The 16,932-nt window shown below is 64.1% G+C and carries 15 protein-coding genes and 1 tRNA gene; 5 read left to right on the forward strand and 11 right to left on the reverse strand.

Annotation, left to right across the window (positions count from 1 at the left end; genetic code table 11):
* Nucleotides 1-21 precede the first annotated feature (21 nt).
* Nucleotides 22-591, reverse strand: a complete 570-nt coding sequence (locus ACSUZC_RS13570; RefSeq protein WP_439029061.1) for a GNAT family N-acetyltransferase — start codon at nt 589-591, stop codon at nt 22-24.
* A 261-nt stretch (nt 592-852) separates the two neighbouring features.
* On the opposite strand from ACSUZC_RS13570, the gene ACSUZC_RS13575 reads away from it, so the two are divergent.
* From ACSUZC_RS13575 to ACSUZC_RS13590, 4 genes are read left to right on the forward strand one after another with little or no spacing between them, the layout of a single operon-like run.
* The gene (locus tag ACSUZC_RS13575; RefSeq protein ID WP_439033121.1) at nt 853-2,106 is read left to right on the forward strand and encodes an ABC transporter permease subunit; all 1,254 of its coding nucleotides are present in this window, start codon (nt 853-855) and stop codon (nt 2,104-2,106) included.
* A 3-nt stretch (nt 2,107-2,109) separates the two neighbouring features.
* Nucleotides 2,110-3,099 carry a branched-chain amino acid ABC transporter permease gene (locus ACSUZC_RS13580; RefSeq protein ID WP_439029062.1) on the forward strand — a complete coding sequence of 330 codons (990 nt, stop codon included), beginning with the start codon at nt 2,110-2,112 and terminating at the stop codon, nt 3,097-3,099.
* The gene (locus ACSUZC_RS13585) at nt 3,092-4,216 is read left to right on the forward strand and encodes an ABC transporter ATP-binding protein (RefSeq protein ID WP_439029063.1); all 1,125 of its coding nucleotides are present in this window, start codon (nt 3,092-3,094) and stop codon (nt 4,214-4,216) included. Before ACSUZC_RS13580 ends, ACSUZC_RS13585 begins: the two co-directional genes overlap by 8 nt.
* Nucleotides 4,213-5,025: an ABC transporter ATP-binding protein gene (locus ACSUZC_RS13590; RefSeq protein ID WP_439029064.1), complete on the forward strand. Its 813-nt coding sequence runs from the start codon at nt 4,213-4,215 to the stop codon at nt 5,023-5,025. Before ACSUZC_RS13585 ends, ACSUZC_RS13590 begins: the two co-directional genes overlap by 4 nt.
* Nucleotides 5,026-5,083: 58 nt before the next feature.
* Here ACSUZC_RS13590 and ACSUZC_RS13595 read toward each other — a convergent pair whose 3' ends face one another.
* The gene (locus ACSUZC_RS13595; RefSeq protein WP_439029065.1) at nt 5,084-6,448 is read right to left on the reverse strand and encodes an ABC transporter substrate-binding protein; all 1,365 of its coding nucleotides are present in this window, start codon (nt 6,446-6,448) and stop codon (nt 5,084-5,086) included.
* Nucleotides 6,449-6,607: 159 nt separating this feature from the next.
* Nucleotides 6,608-7,231: an ANTAR domain-containing response regulator gene (locus ACSUZC_RS13600; RefSeq protein ID WP_439029066.1), complete on the reverse strand. Its 624-nt coding sequence runs from the start codon at nt 7,229-7,231 to the stop codon at nt 6,608-6,610.
* A 112-nt stretch (nt 7,232-7,343) separates the two neighbouring features.
* Between ACSUZC_RS13600 and ACSUZC_RS13605 the strand changes: the two genes are divergently transcribed.
* A tRNA-Leu gene (locus ACSUZC_RS13605) sits at nt 7,344-7,417 on the forward strand.
* A gap of 134 nt (nt 7,418-7,551) precedes the next feature.
* Here ACSUZC_RS13605 and ACSUZC_RS13610 read toward each other — a convergent pair.
* From ACSUZC_RS13610 to ACSUZC_RS13645, 8 genes are all read right to left on the reverse strand, one after another.
* Nucleotides 7,552-7,980 (reverse strand): tyrosine-type recombinase/integrase, encoded by a 429-nt coding sequence (locus ACSUZC_RS13610; protein ID WP_439029067.1) that lies wholly within the window; start codon nt 7,978-7,980, stop codon nt 7,552-7,554.
* 1,458 nt (nt 7,981-9,438) lie between these two features.
* The gene (locus ACSUZC_RS13615; protein WP_439029068.1) at nt 9,439-9,882 is read right to left on the reverse strand and encodes a hypothetical protein; all 444 of its coding nucleotides are present in this window, start codon (nt 9,880-9,882) and stop codon (nt 9,439-9,441) included.
* 195 nt (nt 9,883-10,077) lie between these two features.
* Entirely contained in the window at nt 10,078-10,407 is a 330-nt protein-coding gene (locus ACSUZC_RS13620; protein ID WP_439029069.1) for a TfoX/Sxy family protein, read from the reverse strand.
* Nucleotides 10,404-11,372, reverse strand: coding sequence for a quinone oxidoreductase family protein (locus tag ACSUZC_RS13625; protein WP_439029070.1), 969 nt, complete (start codon nt 11,370-11,372; stop codon nt 10,404-10,406). The genes ACSUZC_RS13620 and ACSUZC_RS13625 overlap by 4 nt, the downstream gene beginning before the upstream one ends.
* A gap of 9 nt (nt 11,373-11,381) precedes the next feature.
* Nucleotides 11,382-12,275, reverse strand: a complete 894-nt coding sequence (locus tag ACSUZC_RS13630; RefSeq protein WP_439029071.1) for an NAD(P)H-binding protein — start codon at nt 12,273-12,275, stop codon at nt 11,382-11,384.
* 375 nt (nt 12,276-12,650) lie between these two features.
* Complete coding sequence (locus ACSUZC_RS13635) at nt 12,651-14,075, reverse strand: MFS transporter (protein WP_439029072.1); 1,425 nt, start codon at nt 14,073-14,075, stop codon at nt 12,651-12,653.
* 198 nt (nt 14,076-14,273) lie between these two features.
* Nucleotides 14,274-15,854 carry an AMP-binding protein gene (locus tag ACSUZC_RS13640; RefSeq protein WP_439029073.1) on the reverse strand — a complete coding sequence of 527 codons (1,581 nt, stop codon included), beginning with the start codon at nt 15,852-15,854 and terminating at the stop codon, nt 14,274-14,276.
* 58 nt (nt 15,855-15,912) lie between these two features.
* Nucleotides 15,913-16,857, reverse strand: coding sequence for an NAD(P)H-dependent flavin oxidoreductase (locus tag ACSUZC_RS13645; RefSeq protein ID WP_439029074.1), 945 nt, complete (start codon nt 16,855-16,857; stop codon nt 15,913-15,915).
* Between the last annotated feature and the right edge of the window lie 75 nt (nt 16,858-16,932).

The following is a 16,932-nucleotide window of genomic DNA, read 5'->3' on the forward strand; positions in this document are numbered from 1 at the left end:
CTAGTGATCGGTCCCGACAGCTCACATCGGCCGGTACATGGTCCACACCTTCGGACCGTCGAGTGGCAACTCGAACTCCTCGGTCACCGTGAAGCCGAAACGCTCATAGAGTGGCACGTTGCGAACGTTGGAACACTCCAGATATGCGGGGCCGTCGATCTGGTCGAGCCGGTGACGCAGGAGGGTGGTGCCGACACCCACGCCGTGGACGGGTGCGCCGATCTGCCCGAGGTACCAGTGGGGTTCTTTGGGCCTGCGTTTGCCGAACTCCTCCTCGAGTTTGGCACCGCGGTTCATCCGGGAGCCCATCGCGCGAAAGAACCCCCACATGGACGCGATCTGCGCCGTCGTCGACACCTTGTGTCCGGGCGGGTCCCAGGCGGCGGCACCCACCGGCTGTCCGTCGCGCATCGCGAGGTCGAGTGTCGCCTTCGCGCCGTGGCTGTAGGTCAGCAACGTGCGGAACATGATCCGGTGCCGCGAGGTGTCCGGCTGCATCCACACGGTCACGGGATCGTCGGCGAAGGCCTGCGCGAGCAGTCCACTGGCGAGTTCGACATCGGTGGTGGTTGCGACGGTGACCGGGACCATCGGCCCAGCGTACGACCCGGACCGGCTCCCCGGCGGCACATTGGCCGAAAGTCGGGACCGCGATGGGCAGCAGAAGTTACTTCCGGGAAACCTCGTTGTCGCCACGTGGTGACGACAACGCCGCTAATGTCCCGCAGGATGACATCGCAACGCGCCGGCACCTGTGCACAGACGCCGCCCCGATGCGCTCTCGATGACCGCTCCGAGATCGAGAGCCATCCACCTGCTCCTTGTTTCCCCAAGCGGCCCACCGCGATCGCGATGTTGCTGCTCGTCGCCGCCTCGATCCTCTTCGGGATCCTCGGCACCGGCGCCGCCACCGCCGCACCCGGTGATCCGGTGCGCGTCTTCGGCGTGCTGCGAAACGGTCCGGACAAGGTCGAGGGCGTGGAACTCGAGGCGAAGAACGCGTCGGGTGCCGTGGTCGGTACGGCGACGTCCTCGGCCACGGGTGCCTGGTCCATCAACGTGCCGCCCGGCAAGTACACGATCGTCGTCGACACCGAGTCACTGCCCGACGGCGTGGAGGTCCAGAAGGCCGAACTGCCCGTCGACGTCAGCGGCGGGACCGCACGCCCGGTCATCTTCTCCTTCGGCGATGTTCGCACGGGAACCGAGGTGTCTGCCGTCTCCGAACTGACCCGCCTGGCGATCGACGGCATCCGCTTCGGCCTCATCATCGCGATCACCGGCGTCGGCCTCAGCCTGATCTTCGGCACGACCGGTCTGACGAACTTCGCGCATGGCGAGCTGGTGACACTGGGTGCGGTCATCGCCTGGGTCATCAACGTGAAACTCGGCGTGCAGCTCATCCCGGCGACGATCCTCGCGGTGATCGTCGGCGTGGGCATCGGCATCCTCAACGAACTCGGTCTGTGGCGCCCGTTGCGACGACGACGAACGGGGCTGATCGCCATGCTCGTCGTGTCGATCGGCCTGTCGTTGGTGCTGCGCTACCTGATCCTGATCTTCTTCTCCGACCGGGCCGAACCGTTCGACGACTATCAGGCACAGACGCAGATCGGGTCGGGTCCGTTCGCGATCACCCCGGTCAACCTGGCGTGCATCGTCATCAGCATCGTGGTGCTCCTCGGAGTCGCACTGCTGCTGCAGCGCACCCGGATCGGCAAGGCGATGCGCGCGGTCGCCGACAACAAGGACCTCGCCGAGTCGTCCGGTATCGATGTCGACCGGGTCATCCTCTTCGTGTGGGCCCTGGCCGGCGGCCTGGCGACGCTCGGCGGGGTGATGTTCGCACTGTCCGAACTCGGTGGTCGCGTGCAGTGGGAGATGGGATTCAAGCTCCTGCTGCTGATGTTCGCCGGCATCACCCTCGGCGGACTCGGCACGGCCTACGGCGCACTGCTCGGATGTGTGATCGTCGGCCTGTTGGTCCAGCTGTCGACCTACTTCCTCAGCCCCGACCTGAAGTACATCGGCGGTCTGTTGATCCTGATCATCATCCTGACCATCCGGCCCCAGGGCATTCTCGGATCTCGAGCGAGGATCGGCTGACCCATGGACATCATCTCAGCGCTCCAGATAGCGATCGCACAGCTGATCGGCCCGTCGGCGATCTTCTACGCCCTGCTGGCCATCGGCCTCAACCTGCACTTCGGCTACGCCGGACTGCTCAACTTCGGCCAGATCGCGTTCGCCCTGCTCGGCGGTTACGGCGTCGGCATCATGGCGGTCAACTACGACCAGCCGCTGTGGCTCGGCGGCATCATCGGCATCGCCGCGGCCGGGATGCTCGCAGTGATCCTGGGTATCCCGACCCTGCGCCTGCGGGCCGACTATCTGGCGATCGTCACGATCGCCGCGTCGGAGATCCTGCGGTTGGTCTTCCGTTCGACGTCGTCCGACGACTTCACCCATTCCACCAACGGCATCTACGGTTATGCGGGCAGCTTCTTCTCGATCAGCCCGTTCGACAACGGCAAGCAGTACTCGTTCTTCGGGGTCAAGTTCCTCGGCGGCGACCTCTGGTCGATGGTGGTGGGCTGGATCATCGTCGGCCTGTTGTGCCTCATGGTCTACCTCCTCGTCCGCAGCCCGTGGGGCCGGGTGCTCAAGGCAGTCCGTGAGGACGAGGACGCCGCACGCTCGCTGGGCAAGAACGCCTACTTCTACAAGATGCAGGCCCTCGTGCTCGGCGGTTGCATCGGCGGACTCGCCGGCGTCTTCAATGCCCTTGCCACACAGTCGATCAACCCCGACTTCTACTCGACGGCGCAGACGTTCTTCGCCTACGGCGCCCTCATCCTCGGCGGCGCGGCCACCGTCTTCGGTCCGGTGCTCGGCGCGATGCTGTTCTGGTTCCTGCTTGCCGTGCCCGACGCGCTCCTGCGCCAGGCCACCTCGGGCGATGACCCGCTCCTGCATCTGTCGGCCCAGCAGGTCGGCGCATTCCGGTACGTCCTCCTCGGTCTGGCGATCATCCTGATGATGGTGTTCCGACCGCAAGGACTGCTCGGCAACAAGAGGGAGGTGCAGCTCGATGCCTGATCACCCCACACCGCCCGCCGGCCGCCACTCGGCACCCGACGCCGACTCCACACCGGACGTCGCGTCCGCTCCCCCGGCGATCCGGGCCACGCGCCGGGACCTCACCACACTGTCGGCCACCGAACGGTCGCGATTGTTCGCCGATGTCTCGGCCGACCCGGGCTCGGCCAAGCCGGACCCGATCATCGTGGTGGACAACATCTCCCGCACGTTCGGCGGTATCAAGGCGGTGCAGGTCGACCATCTCGAGGTGCAGCGGGGCGCCATCACCGGACTCATCGGTCCCAACGGCGCCGGCAAGACCACGTTCTTCAACCTGATCACCGGTTTCGACAAACCCGACTCCGGCACCTGGTCACTCAACGGCGCTCCGCTCGGTCGGATGGTTCCCCACCAGGTGGCCCGTCGCGGCATGGTGCGCACGTTCCAGCTCACCAAGGCACTCGCGAAACTCACTGTCCTCGACAACGTCAAGCTCGGCGCGTCCGGCCAGCGCGGCGAGCATTTCCTGGCCGCGCTGGCGCCCTGGACGTGGCGAAAGCAGGAAGCCGAGATCACCGAGCGCGCACACGATTTGCTGCGCCGCTTCAAGCTCGACGCCAAGGCGGACGACCACGCAGGTTCCTTGTCGGGCGGCCAGCGCAAGTTGCTGGAGATGGCGCGCGCCTTGATGACCGACCCGGAGATCGTCATGCTCGACGAGCCGATGGCCGGCGTGAACCCGGCGCTCACCCAGAGCCTCCTCGAGCACATCAAGTCGCTGCGCGACGAGGGCGTGACGGTCGTCTTCGTCGAGCACGACATGGACGTCATCCGTGACATCAGCGACTGGGTGGTGGTCATGGCGCAGGGTCAGATCATCGCCGAGTCGCTGCCGGATCGGTTGGGCGAGAACAACGCCGTCGTCGACGCCTACCTGGGTGGGCACCACGATCAGGCGCTGGAGTTCGACGACCAGGGCCGGCCGGTCGGCGCCACCGCGGTGCTCGCGGAGAAGGTGGAGGCCGCGATCGAGGCGACGCTCGAAGGGGGCGGAGACCTGTCCGAGGTCACCGAACTCCCACCCATGTCGCCCGACACGACACCAGCCCCGGACGAGAAGGACGGCACACGATGACGACCGAACCCGGCGGGCAGTTGACGCCGGCACAGCTCGCGGCCACCCCGGAGGAACACCGCAAGCTCGCCGGCAACGCTCTGATGAGGGCCGACGACATCACCGCCGGTTACCTGCCCGGGATCAACATCCTGGAAGAGTGCAACTTCTACCTCGACGACGGCGAGATCGTCGGCATCATCGGTCCCAACGGCGCGGGAAAGTCGACGCTGCTGAAGACCCTGTTCGGACTGATCCCCGTTCGTAAGGGCACCGTGACTCTGCGCGGCGACGACATCACCTCGGCCAAGGCGCACGTTCTGGTCGACAAGGGCGTCGGATATGTGCCGCAGACCCAGAATGTGTTCCCCGCGTTGACCATCGAAGAGAATCTCGAGATGGGCGTATACCTGCGCCCGAAGACCTTCACCAAACGGTTCGAGTTCGTCTCCGAACTGTTTCCGCTCCTGTCCGAACGCCGGAAGGTCAAGGCGGGCGCGCTGTCCGGCGGTGAACGTCAGATGGTGGCGATGGGACGCGCCCTGATGATGGAGCCGGCCGTACTCCTGCTCGACGAACCGTCGGCGGGCCTGTCCCCCATGTTCCAGGACGAGGTGTTCATCCGCTGCAAGGCGATCAACGCGACCGGGGTGTCCATCATCATGGTCGAGCAGAACGCGCGTCGGTGTCTGCAGATCTGCGACCGCGGATACGTTCTGGACCAAGGGCGCAACGCCTACACCGACACCGGACGCAACCTCGCCAACGATCCGAAGATCATCGAGCTCTACCTCGGCACGCTCGCGGGCAGGTCCGAGAAGAAGGACTAGACCGACAGACGACGAGACCCCCGGCTCGGAAACCGGGGGTCTCGTCGTGTGCGGTGTTCTACTGCGCCGCGACCGACACGTACTTGCGTGTCGGGGTGAGCAGCTTGTTGCTGTCGTCGAACTCGAGGATGCCGTAGGAGCCCACGCTGGGTTCACCGGCGGCGTTGAAGGCGAGATTGCCGGTCTTGCCGACGTAGGCGATCGTCTTGCCGCTGTTCAGCGCGTCCAGGCAGGCCTGGTAGGAGTCGCAGTTCTCGTCGCCGTTGGTCACGCCGATGATGTTCGCCGCGATCGTGCGCCCGTCTGTCGACTTGGCGGCGGTTGCCGCGAGTGCACTGAGCACAGCGGCGTCGTAGCTCTCACCGGAGTAGTTGAAGTCGATGAGATCGCTGTCGAGTTCCTTGAGGGCAGCCTGGAAGTCGCCGCTGGTCTGCGTCAGCGGTGTGGTTCCCTTCATGCCCTTCAACAGCCCGGCACCCACGGCCTCGCCGAGTGCGTTGCCCATGTTCCCGTCGACGCCGTAGACCAGCTTTCCGTCACTCGGCCCGATGCCGACCTCGTGCATGCGCGTGATGATCTTGGCGCTCTCCTCGAACCCGATGACGGCGATGCCGTCCGGGTCGAAGTTCTTCACCTGATCGACTTCGGCGTTGAACGACTGGGCGTTCGGGTCGTAGATGATCTTCTGGATCTGGTCGGCGGGCACACCCGCGGCCTCGAGGTCGCGCACGGTGTTGTCGGCCAGACCGGTTCCGTACGGATCGTTGAGGGCGAGGATCGACACGCGCTGCACGCCGTCCTCAGCCATCGTCTGCGAGAGTGCCTGCGCCTGCAGGACATCGGCGGGCGCGGTGCGGAAGTACTGGCCCTTGTCCTCGTAGCAGGTGAACTCGTCGGAGGTGTTCGCGGGCGAGAACATGACCGCACCCGCGTTGGCGACCTTGTCGATGACCTTCAGTGACACCGACGACGACGCCGCACCGATGATCACCTGTGTACCGGCGCTGAGTTCCCGGTCGACGGTGGCGTTCGCCGTGTCGGTGGTGGTGTCGCCGGAGTCGCCGGTGACGATTTCGACCGGCTTGTCCAGGACACCGCCGGCGGCGTTGATGTCCTTGACCGCGAGGTTCACCCCGGCTTCCATGGGCGGTCCGAGGAAGGCCAGCGAACCGGTGGCCGGGAGCAGCGTGCCGATCTTCAGCGGCGCGGTGCTGGCCGGACCGGCGACGGGCTTCGGCGGATTGCACGCCAGTTTCTGCGCGAGGCCGAGACCCGGAGGGGCGGGAGTGGACTCGACGGCGGCGCTCGACGACGCCTCCGAACCTCCGTCGGAACCCGAGTCAGAGCTGCTGCAGCCGGTGACCACCAGCGCTGCCGCCGCGGTCACGACCACTGCCCCGCTCTTCAAGAAGCGAAAGGACATCAATGCTCTCCTTGCGATTGGCGTTGTCACGAAGGCGGCACTTCGAGATACCGAGAACCGCGCCTCGCTGGAGAAAAGCTAGCGCGATCTTGTTGCCGCTGCGTAAAGACAGCGAAACTGACGTACGCACAGCGCCATTTGCCGACGCAATCGCCGCGATCACTCGGCTCCGAGGGTCTCCACGACAACCTGCGCAACGGCTTTCATCGTCGTCCTGCGGTCCATCGCGGCGCGCTGGATCCATTTGAAGGCCTCGGGTTCGGACAGCGTCTGCTTCTCCATGAGAAGCCCTTTGGCACGTTCGACGAGCTTGCGGGTCTCGAGTCGCTCATTCATCGTCGCGACCTCGCCCTCGAGTTGCTTCAATTCCTGATAGCGACTCACCGCCACCTCGATGGCCGGCACCAGATCGGCCTTGGTGAACGGTTTGACCAGGTATGCCATGGCGCCGGCGTCGCGCGCCTTGTCGATGAAGTCCCGTTGACTGAATGCGGTCAGCATGACGACCGGCGCGAGTCGTTTCTTGGCGATCTCGGTCGCCGCGTCGATGCCGTCACGTACGGGCATCTTGATGTCCATGATCACGAGGTCGGGCGACAGCGACTCCGTCAGTTCGACGGCGACCTGTCCGTTCGGGGCCTCTCCAACGACGTCGTACCCCTCTTCGCGGAGCATCTCGATCAGATCCATCCGGATCAACGAGTCATCCTCGGCGACCAGCACCCGATGCGTAGTCGTGCTCTCACCGGCCGTTGTCGTCGCACTGTCGGTCACCGTGACCATCCCCTCCTCCGGGTCCGCTGGGCCGCGTCCGTGTGCACGCAGAGTACCGGTTGGCAGGCACATCGGCCGATCATCTAGAGTTGGTCTCCGGCGCGGGGCAACCCGTGTACTGGCCCCCGTAGCCCAATTGGCAGAGGCAACGGATTCAAAACCCGTCCAGTGTCAGTTCGAGTCTGACCGGGGGCACCGTGTCGAGGCAGGTCAAAGCTCATTTCGGGGACGCCCGCAGAGTCGCGATCAGACCCGGTATGCAGGCAGTATGAAAGCACTTTCAGCTGCAGCGCCCATCACATGAGCGATTTCGACCAAATCCTCGGGCATCAGGTGCCCGTACGATCTAGCGTCGTCGTCGCCGTCTTGTGCCCCAGCAGTGTTTGGAGCACCTTGACGTTGGCTCCGGCGCTGATGGCGAGCGAAGCGTACGTGTGCCGCAATTGATGGGGCCTGACCTTGGGAAATCCCTCAACGGACTTCATGCAGGACTTCACAGCGGAGTCGAGACACCGAAGCGCACCGATCGTCACCCAGCGCGTCTCCGTGATCGGAGGCCACACGAGTTTGCCGGCTGACCGTTTGCCGAACTGTTTCCCGAGCGGCCCCAGAGCAACGCGACCGCCCCCTCCGCCAGTCGAATGAGCTGCACGTGATCGAGGTGTACTGTGCTCGGCCTCCAGCCTTCGCGAGAGTTCGAAATCTTCGGCGGGAAAGGCGACGCGTCGGTAAGCGCAGGCAAGACCCCTCAAAGGCATCGGGCGCCTACGACACCGCTGCCGGTGGAAACTTGGCGGTCGGCGAGTGCACGTCGGTGCTGGTCAGACGGGTCTGCGACTGCGTGGACGCAACCGGGAACGTACTAATTGGCTATAGCCAGCCCATCGAAGTGGGCCACAGGATTACTCGCCGGGCGACGAGGCCTGTGGCTCGCGGTTTATCCGACGTCAGATGGCGTGCAGCTCGACAGCGGCACCTAGCGTATCCAAGTGTTCGGTGTTGCCTATCCGGGCCTGGACGGCTGCTCCGCAGACGATGTCCGCGGCCCACAGTGCCGGTTCCATACGGCCCACCGCGTGTTCAATGCAGAGTCGACTGCACCGCCCGCTGAGCTCGCGCATCTTCAACGTCGACATGTCACTGTTGTCGAGCTGGCCCCGCGATTCCAAGTGAAGGTGGAACAGGGAATGTGCGCCAGATCAGGCAGCAGGAACCCCATGCATCTGCGGCGGTGTCGGCGGTTGTTGGCACCGGCTTCGGTGCGGACAACGACGAAGCGGGCGACCGGGAGCTCTGCGACAGCGCGCACCCATGTGACGCGACGTTCGTGCTGGCTTCCGCGCCAATGGACCTTGGGTTCCCCAATTCGTAGCCCTTCCATGGCTTTACGGAAGGTCAACGACATCGTCTTCTCCACAGAGCAGCCGCCATCAGGTACACGCCCGGGTCCAGGTCTGGGCGTGATCCGCTGTCTCGGCCCACGCGATCAGCACGCCCACGAGACTAACCATGGGCCCAGACGCTGATGCCCGCGCGCCACCCCGCTCGAACGTGATCAGATGCTTGTTGAGTCATTGCTTTTCTCCCGCAGCGGCTTTGGCTCGGCTTGTCGCCTGGCTTTGTAGCTGCTGGCGATAGTCGGTCCTGAACGGTTCATGTAGTGCGCGGGTGGTATCGGCACTGGGTCACACCTGGTGAGCTTGGGGTTGGCCACCTTTGGATGTGGGTTTGAAGTAGCTTCTCTTTGTCGAGTTCGTTGAATCCACGCTCGGCTGTGCGCTCTGAGACGCTATACCACTCCTGCGCTCGTTCCAGCGCCATTCAAACGAGGTGTCCCTGCGCCCTGGGTTTCTTTCGTGTTCGAGGTACACAACCCTTGCGGCCACGGGCGGGTCTAATCAGTCCAGTGCGGACGCGGCACGTGTCGGTGTGCGCTTATGAGAAGCCGGGCATGGTGGATCCGCACTGAGCGGACTCTTAGGGTGCATCGGGATCCTCGAGGAGGTGCTCGGTGCGTCCGAGGAGTGCTGTTCTCTACTGGTCGAGGGCATCGAAGATGTCGTCGAAGTCCTCGAGTTCGCCGGCTGCGCGGCGCCGCGCGGTGATCGCGTTGTAATAGGTGTGGTCCAACTCCACAGCGACAACTGGAGCAGGGGCGTTCTCGGTGGGGCGGGCGCGGCACTCAAGTACCCCCGTTGTCCATTCGGTGCGCTGGGTCACCGGCCGTCCGGGCGAGCCCGCAGGTAAGTGTGCAGGAAGGTGTCGACGGCACGCGAGTTCATGCCAGTGGTGGTGTCGCCGATCGGTGCGGTGGGGTTGCCCACCGGTCGAAGGTCGGCAGCAACGCAGCGTCGGGGTCGTAGTGCTCGAGCCAGAACACCTCCGGAGCGGTGGCCCGGGCGGGTGTGGTGTTCAGAACCGGTGCCCACGGCGAGAAGCGGCAACACCGAATACACCCCGTGCGGGTTGTCTGCCTCGAGCGAGATGGTGATGTGGTGTCCGCCAGCGACATACAGCACACCGACCGCGACGTCGACCGTCACGTCACCGCAACGCAGCTCCCCCACCCGCGCGACAGGCAGTCCCAGTCGGCACACCAGGGTCAGGATGAGCGCGTCGCGGCGCCCGAAAAGACCTGCCCGCCAACCACTGTCCGGCAAGCCTCGACAAGACTGCCAATCGTGAATGTTGTCAGCGTAATACGTTAGTACACTGCGTTTTGTCACCGGACGATTGCAACACGAGTCGCCCTTACGTGCTACCGCACACGTTCTCAGCCGCCGCTTCAATCATCGTCGTGAACACTACTCACATGTAGCCCGAGCAGACAGATCCGCGGGCGCAGCACCCGCCCTCTACTTGCCGGCGCGTTTTGACGCGTCCACTCCGATCTTCACCCAGCGGGCCATCTCGTCAGCGTCGTCGTAGGCACTTTCTGGCACCGACCAGTAAGGCAGGTATACCTTCTGACGGCGCCCCTTGCGGCGGCGATAGGACATGCGCACACCGCCGGCCTTCTCGATCTTCGCGGCCGCCTTCTTGTCGCCTTTCACCAGCAGCTCGTCCTTGCGTTGGAACGCTATGATCTTGCCGTTGAGGTAGATGCCCTTGCCACCGAACACGGGCCGAATCGACACCTGCCCAACGGAATCGAAGAATTCGGCGATGCGCGCATCGTCCATCATCGCGCCCCCTGCATGTCGAGCAGAACGCGGCCGAGCGGACGCGCCTTCTCGGCGAAGGCGTGAGCTTCGCCTGCATCCGCCAGTGAGAAGGATCGTTCGACCGGCATGGTCAACTCACCCACCGCGGCACGCGCCATCAGCTCGGCGATAACGCCCCGGGCACGCGGCGTGCCCATTTCCTTGCCGTACACAAAGCTGAACACGGTGAGGCTCTGCAGCGAGAGGTCCTCGAAGCCAAACTTGGTGGACGTGCCGCCCGACGCTCCGACCAGGCCATAGCGGCCCTTGAACGCGCAGGCGCCGAACAGTGGATCGCCGCCCGCCATGTCGAGCACGAGATCAGCGCCGCGACCGTTGGTCAGCGCTTTCACCCGCTCGACCACGTCCTCTGCCTCATAGTCGATCAGGTGGTCAGCGCCGAGTTCGGCGATGCGGTTCAGCCGCTCTGACGTCGCCGCAACCGCGATCACCCGGGCGCCGGCCTGATGGGCAAGCTGCACTGCGGCGATGCCGACGCCGCCCGCAGCACCCCGCACCAGCACCGTCTCGCCCGGCTTCAGGCGGCCATACTCGAACAGCCCGTCATGCGCGGTGCCGAACTCGACCGGTACCGCCGCGGCCACAGACAGGTCCAGCCCATCGGGTACTGGATAGGCGTGGTTGTCCCCAACGGCGAACAATTCGGCATGGCTCCCAGCGAAGGCAAAGCCTGCCACCCGGTCGCCGGGGCGCAGGCCGGCCACCTCCGCGCCGACTGCCTCGACCACGCCCGACGCCTGGTAGCCGACGACATGCGGGGTGTCGCCCGGCGGGGGCGTATTGCGGCGGCTGAGCAGGTCACCGCCTTGGAGTGCTGCGTGAGCGACCCGGATCAGCACGGTGGCCGGGCCGACTACCGGGTCGGCAATGTCATGGATTGTGAGCACGTCCGGCTCGCCGTTGCGTTGGTAGGCTGCAGCTTTCATCGCGTGTCCTCACTTGTCCATCAGGTTGTCGGCCGAGAAGTTTGCGGCCAAGTAGTCATTGAACCGCTGCGGCGCGTCGCCGGTGGTGGTCTCCACTGCGTCGCTGACGGGCGCATCGCGGCGATCGGCGAAGGGCATGAGCGTCGCTGCAACGCCCGCCGCTGCCGTCTTCGACATCGGCGTGTTCTTGGTCAACCAGTCGACATAGCTGTCGGGCGTCAGGTCGAGCACGTCGATCGGGCGGCCGAGGCCGGCGGCATACCGAACTGCGATCTCGTCGATGGTCAGCGTCTCCGGTCCGGTCAGCGGCAGGATGCGCGTTCCGCGAACCGGGTCGAGAAGGAGCGCGGCAATCGTCCTCGCCACGTCGTCGGGCGCGATCGGCGCGAGCGAAGTGCTCCGGCGCGGCCAGGCAAACACGCCGTGCGCCAACGCCGCCCGGACGAAAGGTAGCTGGTCCAGGTCCGCCCACCAGGTCGGGCGCACGATGGCATAGGAATCGAACAACCGCTGCACGTCCGCCTCGTTGGCGCCGTGGCGCGCGGCAACCGGATCGGGCTCGTTGGGCCGCTCCTCTGCCAATGTCACCGACTCGCTGGACAACTTCACCGCGTATCCGACTCCCGCCTGCGCCGCGGCTTCCAGTGCGTGGCGCTCGCGGTCGGGGCCAGCATCGCCGGCGGTGATGACGCACACCGCGTCCGCGTCCGCGAACAGGTCTGCAAGGCCCTCGGGCTGATCGAGGTCCACGATGTGGGTCTCTGCCGCGCCCGCTGGACGGGCTTTCTCCCCACCCTGCGGAGAACCAACCAACGCGACTACATGGTTCTCGTTGCCGATCCGCTGGCAGACTCGTGCGCCGATATGGCCGCTCGCGCCGGTGATGACGATTTTGAGACTCATGGCCATATCCTATCTTGTGAAGTGTGCGGGCGATCAGGCGAACCTGTGTCAATCCTTCCGAATTTGCCGCCCCACCAACGGCATCCATCGAGACGAAGGCACTAGTTCTTAGCTGGAGCTCCAGTACCTAAATCAGTCCAGTGATAGCTCACGTCGGGGACTACTATTGCTGACGGCTTCAGCAGCGCGTTCTGCCCCACTCAGGTTGAGACCGGATGATCTGGCGTCAATCGATGTAACCAACAGTGACGTTTCGCCTTTCGCCACCGGTGACGAACGCACAGACGCAACCGTGACCTGTTCCTGGAGCGCAGGTGTGGACGCACAGCGTGCGGCGATCACCCGCAGCACTCGCAGACGATTGGTGCAGCGTTGCTAGACCTTTGGTGCGGTGGTGTGTCCCGCGCGGATCTGTTCCCCGAGGTCTGTCACAGGAGCTGTTTTGGCTCCGGCCGCAATTGATTCGAGGCTTCGCCCCCGTGTGCGTTCGCCGAACACACCCAGGATGGTGCCGGCGATGCCGACCGAGACCGCGAGGTACACGAACACCGAGGTGAATCCCATCTGTTTGAGGATTTCGGCGACCACGAACATGCAGAACACCGTTGCGATTCGGCCGCCGCTGTTCGGGATCCCGGTGCCGAGCGCCCGTAGCTGCGTAGGAAAGATTTCTGGCATGTAGGTGTAAAGGATCGCGGTCGCGCAGTAGAGGAGGAAGCTGACCATCACTCCGCCGATGAGGAAGAGCACATCGTTGTCGGTGAAACCGACCAGGAGCAGAAACAGTGCACAGGCCAGGAATACGACCATGACGGTGGTACGTCGTTCGAAGCGTTCGATGAGGACGCTGGCCAGGAGTGCGCCGGGGCAGGCGGCCAGGGCCACGATGGTGGTGTAGTTCAAGCTGGCAGTGGTAGAGAATCCGTGCTCACCGAGAAGCAGTGGCAGCCATGAGTTGAAGCCGTAGAACGCTGAGGTAGCAAAGATCAGGACCGATGACATGACGACGGTTCGTCTGAGAAAGCCACCGCGCACGAGATCGGCTGCCTTGCCTGCCTGAACGACGGGTTCCGGCGTCGGTACGGGCAGGGGGCTGCCGGTTTGACGGGTTGCCTCGGTTTCCAGCATCGCGACGAGGTCAGCCGCAGACTCGGTGTCCTTGTCGTTTTGCTCACGCCAGCGAATCGACTCAGGGAGCATTCTCCATGCGACGAGACTGATAGCCATGCCAAATCCGCCGAAGACGAATACCCAACGCCAACTGTTGTCGCCCATGGGGATAACCCAGCGGCTGAACAGCGACATCAAAGGGATCCCGAGAAAAGCGACGGCCGCAGCCAGCGACTGGACTTTGCCTCTGTGCATCCGTGGGAACATCTCGGATACGTAGGTCAAAGCGGCAACGGTGACGGCGTAAAGGCCTGCACCGATGAAGAATCGGTAAATTCCGAGCTGTAGGGGGCCGGTAGAGGTGGCCGACAGTATCGAGAGCACCGAGTAAAAGAGGGTTCCGAACATGAGCAGTCGCTGGCGGCCGAACCGGTCGGCGAGCCAACCGCCGACCAAAGAACCCGCAGCCATCCCAAGGAAGGCGCTGGCACTTATCCAAGCCACCTGATCCACCGAGATCCCCCACTGCTTGCGCAATGTCGGTGCCACGTAGGCGAACGCGTTGAGATCGGCCATCTCGAAGACAAGCAGAGCGGTGACGAGAACGCCCCACACCTTATGTAGACGAGTGAGGACCGGTAACCGGTTGAGTCTTTCGGCGAGGGTATGTTCAGTCATACGGGTGGTCATGGCGTTGCCTTCCTGAATCGGCGGGTTGAAAGTCGATGCCGTCCACACGTGGGGTTGGGACGGTCATTGCGACGAGCGGACACTCGTCATGATGCGGGTGTTGGACCGTGCTGCGCGGCGCGGATATTTGATCCCAGGTTTCGACCACTGTTGAAAGCTCGTCGTGTCCGGACCGCGTCGTTCTCAACCGTGTCGTTTCTAGAAGCGTGATGACCACGTCGCGCTGAGGAGCTTCTTGTCGATCTTGCCGACCCCGGTCGATGGCAGAGAGTCGACAATTCGCAGGTTCTTCGGGGTGTGTAGCGATCCCTTCGATGCGCGTACGTGGTTCAGGAGGTCTTCGACAGTTGCGGTGGCCTCGGGACGCAGGACCACCGCAGCGGTCACCGCCTCGCCCCACCGTTCGTCAGAAGTGCCGAACACTGCTGCGGCAGAAACGGCTTCGTGCCTGGCGAGGACGTCTTCGATCTCTCGAGGGAAGATGTTGAACCCGCCGCTGATGATCATGTCTTTGATTCTGTCGACGATGGTCATGTACCCGCGGTCGTCGGCGCGGACGATATCGCCGGTGTGTAGCCACCCGTTTGCGAACGCTTCAGCGGTCTGATCTGGTTGGCGCCAATATTCGTCCATCACGCCGGGTCCGCGTACGCACAGTTCGCCGGATGCGCCGGGAGACATGCGGTTTCCGTCGATGTCAAGTATCGCGCTTTGCACTGTCGATACCGGGACGCCGCACGATCCCCGCAAGCTTTGATCGAGGTGGTCGTTACGCCGCAGGATTGAAATCGGGTAGCACTCTGTTTGGCCGTAGAGCTGGCCGAAGATGGGGCCGAGTCGTTCGATCCCCTCGTCGAGGCGGGCACCTGACATCGGAGATGCGCCGTAGAGCAGCAGCTCGAGCGCACTGAGATCGGTGCGTTCGAGGTCTGGATGGTCGAGTAGACCGTAGATCATCGTCGGAACCATCAACGTCATGCTGATGTGGTTCCGCGCCATCACCTCGAGCACTCGATCAGCGTCGAAACGATCTTCGAAGTAGACCGTTCCGCCGCGTGAGAGGACGGGCAGGATCTTCGTTCCGGCGACGTGCGTCATGGGCGCAACCACGAGATACTGTGCTTCGAAGGGGATTTCAAAGTCCGTGGCGGTACCCAGGAGCGCTTGGTAGGCATACTTGCCGTGCCGCCGGACCGCTCCCTTTGGACGGCCTGTGGTGCCGCCTGTGTAATTGATCATCGCGATCTCGTCGCTACAGGCATCATCGTGGGGCCGGGATGCACCCACGGCGAGTGCCTCAGCCAGCAGATCAGGCACCTCATCGCTCGGACCGATACCCCACACCGTGGTACCGGCGGCGAACTCGGCAAGCTGTGCGGCGCGTTCACAGTGCCGGCGGGTATCGACCAAACAAGCTACTGCGTCCAAGTCGTCGAGTTGGAACAGATGATCATCCAACGAGCCCATCGGGTGCAGCCAGGAGGCGACCATTCCGCTGGCCAGCACAGCAATGCTTGCGCACCATGCTTCGGCGCGGTTGCCTGACAGCAGCGCGATTCTGTCCCCCCGGCGGAAGCCGCGAACGGACAAGACCCTCTGGAAGCGTCCGATCAGATCGGCAGCTGCCGCATAGGTGAGTTCACCGTCGTGATCGGAAAAAGCGATCCGCGAGGGATACCGGGCGAGGATTCGGATCGTCAGTTCACTGACCGTTGCGCTCGCCCACATATTCGAGGTTGTCCCGGGCGATGGCTGGCCGTCGGCTGTCTCGATTGTCATAGGTTTCCTTTGATCCGAGCGTGCGTGTCACAGAAGTTCGCGGATGCTGGCTGCAGGCTTAGGTGCGCTCGCGAACGGCGACGCGGTACTCGGTGACCAACCGTTCGATCACCGCGGCAACCGGTTCGACGCTGCGAACCCCCGACACCGAATGTCCTGCGCTCCAGACCTGGGTCCAGCGGGCGGGGCCGTGACCGCCGCTGCCGTACATCGCGGCGGCTGAGTCGACTGTGACGGTTTCGTCCAGGTGTGCCGGATCAAGACCAGCGGCCCGGATGGACGCCTCGAGCATGTTGGCCGACAGTCCGGTAAACGCGCGGGTCAAAATCACATCGTCGAGGCTGCTGTCAACCAGCATCTGCTTGTACTCGGCGGCTGCGCGGCTCTCCTCCGTAGCGAGAAAAGTCGTTCCCATATAACCGAAGTCGCAGCCCAATGTCTCTGACGCCGCGAGAGATCGACCGTCGCTGATCCCGCCGGCCAGGACGATCGGGCCCTCGTAAAACGCACGGACCGCACGCACGAAGGCAAACGGATTGAGCCAGCCGGTCTGCCCTCCAGCACCGGCGGTCAGCAGCACCAATCCGTCTGCGCCTGCATCCACCGCCTGCCGGGCATGTCGCAGAGTAGCCACGTCGGACATGACCACGGCGCCGACGTCGTGCAACACCTCGATTGCCGCTTCCGGCGACCCAACACTGGTGATCACCACCTCGACCTCGTGTTGGGCCAACAGTTTGAGGTCCTCGGTAAATCGCGGAGACCGCATGATCAAGTTCGCTGCGAACGGAGCCGCCTCGGGCGCGATCTCGCTCTTGAGGTGCGTCAGCCACTGATCTAGTTCGACTGCAGTGCGCGCGTTCGCAGTCGGAAAGCTTCCGATCACTCCAACGGAGCAGGTGGCGGCGACCAATTCCGGTCCGGAGACGTGAAGCATGGGTGCCGCGATCGCTGGGAGCCTCAGCCGGTCCCCCCACTTTTGCGCAAGCGAGACCCTCGGCATGACAGCTCCTCTGTGTTGGTTGAACCTGATCTGTGCGAGGACCCGTCCGACTCGGACGGCACGCGCAGGCCGCGG

It is taken from the genome of Gordonia terrae, assembly GCF_051789125.1.
GTDB lineage: Bacteria > Actinomycetota > Actinomycetes > Mycobacteriales > Mycobacteriaceae > Gordonia > Gordonia terrae_A.

What these genes read in the sequence shown, in the direction of transcription:
- ACSUZC_RS13570 (WP_439029061.1), bottom strand. Translation starts at nt 591, where the DNA reads ATGGTCCCGGTCACCGTCGCAACCACCACCGATGTCGAACTCGCCAGT.
- ACSUZC_RS13575 (WP_439033121.1), top strand. Translation starts at nt 853, where the DNA reads ATGTTGCTGCTCGTCGCCGCCTCGATCCTCTTCGGGATCCTCGGCACC.
- ACSUZC_RS13580 (WP_439029062.1), top strand. Translation starts at nt 2,110, where the DNA reads ATGGACATCATCTCAGCGCTCCAGATAGCGATCGCACAGCTGATCGGC.
- ACSUZC_RS13585 (WP_439029063.1), top strand. Translation starts at nt 3,092, where the DNA reads ATGCCTGATCACCCCACACCGCCCGCCGGCCGCCACTCGGCACCCGAC.
- ACSUZC_RS13590 (WP_439029064.1), top strand. Translation starts at nt 4,213, where the DNA reads ATGACGACCGAACCCGGCGGGCAGTTGACGCCGGCACAGCTCGCGGCC.
- ACSUZC_RS13595 (WP_439029065.1), bottom strand. Translation starts at nt 6,448, where the DNA reads ATGTCCTTTCGCTTCTTGAAGAGCGGGGCAGTGGTCGTGACCGCGGCG.
- ACSUZC_RS13600 (WP_439029066.1), bottom strand. Translation starts at nt 7,231, where the DNA reads ATGGTCACGGTGACCGACAGTGCGACGACAACGGCCGGTGAGAGCACG.
- ACSUZC_RS13610 (WP_439029067.1), bottom strand. Translation starts at nt 7,980, where the DNA reads ATGCCTTTGAGGGGTCTTGCCTGCGCTTACCGACGCGTCGCCTTTCCC.
- ACSUZC_RS13620 (WP_439029069.1), bottom strand. Translation starts at nt 10,407, where the DNA reads ATGATGGACGATGCGCGCATCGCCGAATTCTTCGATTCCGTTGGGCAG.
- ACSUZC_RS13625 (WP_439029070.1), bottom strand. Translation starts at nt 11,372, where the DNA reads ATGAAAGCTGCAGCCTACCAACGCAACGGCGAGCCGGACGTGCTCACA.
- ACSUZC_RS13630 (WP_439029071.1), bottom strand. Translation starts at nt 12,275, where the DNA reads ATGAGTCTCAAAATCGTCATCACCGGCGCGAGCGGCCATATCGGCGCA.
- ACSUZC_RS13635 (WP_439029072.1), bottom strand. Translation starts at nt 14,075, where the DNA reads ATGACCACCCGTATGACTGAACATACCCTCGCCGAAAGACTCAACCGG.
- ACSUZC_RS13640 (WP_439029073.1), bottom strand. Translation starts at nt 15,854, where the DNA reads ATGACAATCGAGACAGCCGACGGCCAGCCATCGCCCGGGACAACCTCG.
- ACSUZC_RS13645 (WP_439029074.1), bottom strand. Translation starts at nt 16,857, where the DNA reads ATGCCGAGGGTCTCGCTTGCGCAAAAGTGGGGGGACCGGCTGAGGCTC.